The following is a 3,624-nucleotide window of genomic DNA, read 5'->3' as shown; positions in this document are numbered from 1 at the left end:
TGAGTTAAGAGTTCTTTTGCCTCTTCTTTTGCTTTTTGTTCATTAAATTTTCTGGCTTGTTCTTCTCTTATCAACGCCATTTGCTCTTGTTGATTTAGTTCGTGTTTGTCTTTCATGTGAACCTACTAAAAAATTAATGATTTGACGCAGCCAAAATACTGTACCGTTAAGTAATTCGAGATAAAAATTGTTGAAATCTCTAGTCCCGGAAATCGTGTCAATTCGCTGTAGGTATTTTGATATGTAAGGGTGTTCAGAAAGGGTTTGATGAAGCGTATGAAAATACAGCAACATTTTTTAATCTTTATTCTTATAATTCAATTAGATTGTTTCTTTAATGAAGCACTGATAACTTAAAAAATCTATCTCAACATAATTCCAGCTTATTGATTTAAGATCGCCTAAGTGGTACCAGTCCTCCGCCATGAAGATATTTAATTATTTAATGATAATCTGCATGAGTAGCTCAAAAATTGAATACATTGTATTGTTTAATCCTTAAGGAAATATTAAGTTATTTCAGAACTGGAGGCATCGATTGTAAGTGGCTTTCCTGTGCAGTATTTATGGTCTAGCTTTGTTAATTTAAGGTAGCCATCTTCTAAGTTTTGTCGAAGATAAAAAAAATTGCTTTCGGCAAATAACCTGTAAAATGTAATAATTTCTTCCTTTGATAAAAGATGCGCCTATTTTAATCTTAGATGAAGCCACAAGTTCGCTGGATTCTTTAACAGAAAAACTGATCTAAGAATCATTACTCATTGCAATGAGTAACCGAACAGTTCTCGTGATTGCCCATAGATTATCAACCATTTTATCTATGGATAATATCTTGGTCATGGACAATGGTAAAATTATCGAAACGGGTAATCATAAACAGCTAATTGATGCTGGCGGTTTTTATAACACACTATGGAACGCTCAAAGCGGACATAGTTTTATTTAATTGATGAAACTGTGTGTTATTCATTATTAAAAATAATGATTTTTTTCTTAATTCCAAACCCAATATTTCAATTTACAAAGTGCTAATTTTTTCTATTGCCCCCAAAACAATATTTCTAGAGCGTTCAAGTCGAGCGATTGCTTTTATCGCTTCTAACCATTTAGGATCTTCAATGAGCTTTTTAAAGTATCCTGAAATAAATTGGACAACATCTTTTGGTGAATTCATTATTTCTATTAATAATTCAGGCCTTCCATTAATAACATTGATGATATCTTCTAAATCCTTACAATCCCAATAATCATTATTCTTATAGGCTCTATCAGTAAATGCCTCAAGCTTTGTAGCAATGAAATAGACAGCGTTGAGTATTTTGATTTTTTTGTCTTTAATTTGAATCTCAATGGCATTGTCAAAACCTGCTTGATACCAATTTGAGTTGATTCCTTGTAAAACACCATCGGTGTACATGACATCAATCATAAAATCATCTAACACATATCTGCAATTGACATTTCCATCCGGCTTAAACCCTAAGCTTTCCAGTTTTTTCTGTAAAGAATAATGGGCAACAATATCAGTTCTTCCTAAATCCAGAGCGACATCAATATCATAGGTTGGTCGTACATCATCTTCTATTAAATCAGTTATCAATAGCCCAACGATTCTGCCACCGACATAAACAACGTGTTCATTTAGATCTTTTAAAAGAGTTGCTGCCTTATAAAGTGCTTCATTGTTTTGTTTAACTCTTATTGATTCCATACAAAATGTTCCAATAGTTCTTTTGCAATTTGATTTTCTCGCTTCCCACCTAATCGGATCAGATCAAGTGCACTAATAATGGCATAAAAATTCTCATCAGAGCTTCTATCCAAAGCATTGGGTAATGTTTTGTATATAGGGGTTAAGGCAAGTCCTTTTGTATCACCATTAATATAGGGCCATACATAAGAATCCTCGCTCAAGATTAATTTTTTAAAATGAGGGGAGCTATAGGCCGCGGGCATGCCACGTGTTGCTATATTAATTTCCGCTGGAAAATGATACTTCACACTATGGACAAAAAACTCCATAAGCTCGTGCTTATGTAATTCAATGCTATCATCCGAATAACGCGTTAGAAGCTTCGTAGCCTCTAGTCTTTTAATACTTTTGGTCACTTCAGATTGGCTGATATAAAGCTCATGAGCTATGCTTTTAAACTCAATTTTTTCTTTAGTATTATTTTTTAAAAGCAATTTAATGAGAATAGCTATGTCTTGCCCTTTAAGCATGCAAAGCTCCGGTCTATTTTAATGAAATTATAGCATGCTGGTTTCCGATTTCCAAATTGGAAACTGGAAATTTATTGATAGTGAATAATAAGCTTCAATATACCCTCAGGAAAATACCAACGCTTTTATAGCATTATTTAATAGTTGGCAAATTTGTAAGGCTATAATTAGTACTGCAGGGTACTTCTGTTTGACCAGTTACTCAACCACATCCCGCCAAAGAGGGGAGAAGATGAGGAGCAGGTTAATTAATTTGTTAAATATTCATAAAATTGGTAATGAAGTCTATATATTCTTGTAAAATATGCTGCTGAACCCCAATTCCAACTTTTATTATTTTGTTTTTATTATCAATTACAGTTTCAAGTCTTCCTTTTTTTAGTTTATTTATATCATTTATTGATAGCACTTCATTGGAGTGCGCTCCTCTGTTACGAACAACGGAGACAGCATCAAAAAAACTTTGCCATTGTGGTTTAATATTTTTATCAACTCGAGTATTCATAATCTTATTGGCATAATAACTTACATTTCTTGTTCTTATATTTTTTAGGCAGCACTTGCTTTCTTTACATTCGTGCTCTTTTTCTTCACTGATTAAATCTTTATCTCTGCAATATTTTTTCAAATCTTCTTCAAAACAAGCATTTGACTCAACACAAAAGGATCTATTCCTACTTTTTAGAAAAACAGTTTGAAATAACTTTATTGTGTCATAGTCAAGAATTGGCTTAAGAAATTTAAACTCATCAATATCACTTTCTTCGGTAGTAGCAGGATACATTTTAATAATGGTTTGATAATAAATGTTTGTATAAGCAATGTAGGCAAGGATATGTTCACTGTATTTGTGGGCAGAATATTGATTTACTACTGTCTACAAAAGGTATCAAAGTCATTTATTTCAAGTTTTAAAAATAATACGTCAATTGAAGGTTCAGTATTCATATTCTTGGTTGAGTTTGCATATTATATATTAAAGATAGACAACAAATTCTTTTACTTCTTAATAGTAAATACATTTAAGGTGAGAAATGTCTCTTGGTAGGAAGCTTCAAAATTTAACCAAGTGCTCTAACCATTTTATGGTGGAATTAATATACAAAAAAATTATTATTTATACATTAAATTGGGTTTCTAAGTCACATTTTGGTCACAAAAGGGTTAAATACCAAGTGCTTTGTGAAGTATTATTTATTATAACTTATTGAATTTAAAAGATAAAATGGCGTTCTCGGAGGGGCTCGAACCCCCGACACCTTGGTTCGAAGCCTGATACTCTGGTTTTAAATTCATTATAAATCAATATCTTGTGAAACGTCAAATTCACCAGGAACTGCCATAAACTGCCTATTACAGCGTGGTGCCGTCACAGTTGAGACACGTTTTGGTCACAGAAGA

Annotated in this window: 4 protein-coding genes; 1 reads left to right on the top strand and 3 read right to left on the bottom strand. The window is 32.5% G+C overall.

Going from position 1 to position 3,624, the window contains the following annotated elements; genetic code table 11:
- Window positions 1-766 precede the first annotated feature (766 nt).
- Entirely contained in the window at window positions 767-946 is a 180-nt protein-coding gene (locus tag Lste_RS19160) for a hypothetical protein (RefSeq protein WP_420324187.1), read from the top strand.
- 72 nt (window positions 947-1,018) lie between these two features.
- Here the strand turns inward: Lste_RS19160 and Lste_RS10995 are convergent, their stop codons facing one another.
- From Lste_RS10995 to Lste_RS10985, 3 genes are all read right to left on the bottom strand, one after another.
- Window positions 1,019-1,711 (bottom strand): hypothetical protein, encoded by a 693-nt coding sequence (locus Lste_RS10995; RefSeq protein ID WP_058510975.1) that lies wholly within the window; start codon window positions 1,709-1,711, stop codon window positions 1,019-1,021.
- Window positions 1,699-2,223 carry a helix-turn-helix domain-containing protein gene (locus Lste_RS10990; protein WP_058510974.1) on the bottom strand — a complete coding sequence of 175 codons (525 nt, stop codon included), beginning with the start codon at window positions 2,221-2,223 and terminating at the stop codon, window positions 1,699-1,701. Before Lste_RS10990 ends, Lste_RS10995 begins: the two co-directional genes overlap by 13 nt.
- Window positions 2,224-2,479: 256 nt before the next feature.
- The gene (locus tag Lste_RS10985; RefSeq protein WP_058510973.1) at window positions 2,480-3,007 is read right to left on the bottom strand and encodes a DUF4145 domain-containing protein; all 528 of its coding nucleotides are present in this window, start codon (window positions 3,005-3,007) and stop codon (window positions 2,480-2,482) included.
- Window positions 3,008-3,624 lie beyond the last annotated feature (617 nt).

The sequence above is a fragment of the Legionella steelei genome (genome assembly GCF_001468005.1).
GTDB classification, from domain to species: domain Bacteria; phylum Pseudomonadota; class Gammaproteobacteria; order Legionellales; family Legionellaceae; genus Legionella; species Legionella steelei.
This window is presented reverse-complemented; position numbering and strand designations above follow the sequence as displayed.

Coding starts and splice junctions, on each gene's coding strand:
- Lste_RS19160 (WP_420324187.1), top strand. CDS start 767: ATGAGTAACCGAACAGTTCTCGTGATTGCCCATAGATTATCAACCATT.
- Lste_RS10995 (WP_058510975.1), bottom strand. CDS start 1,711: ATGGAATCAATAAGAGTTAAACAAAACAATGAAGCACTTTATAAGGCA.
- Lste_RS10990 (WP_058510974.1), bottom strand. CDS start 2,223: ATGCTTAAAGGGCAAGACATAGCTATTCTCATTAAATTGCTTTTAAAA.
- Lste_RS10985 (WP_058510973.1), bottom strand. CDS start 3,007: ATGTATCCTGCTACTACCGAAGAAAGTGATATTGATGAGTTTAAATTT.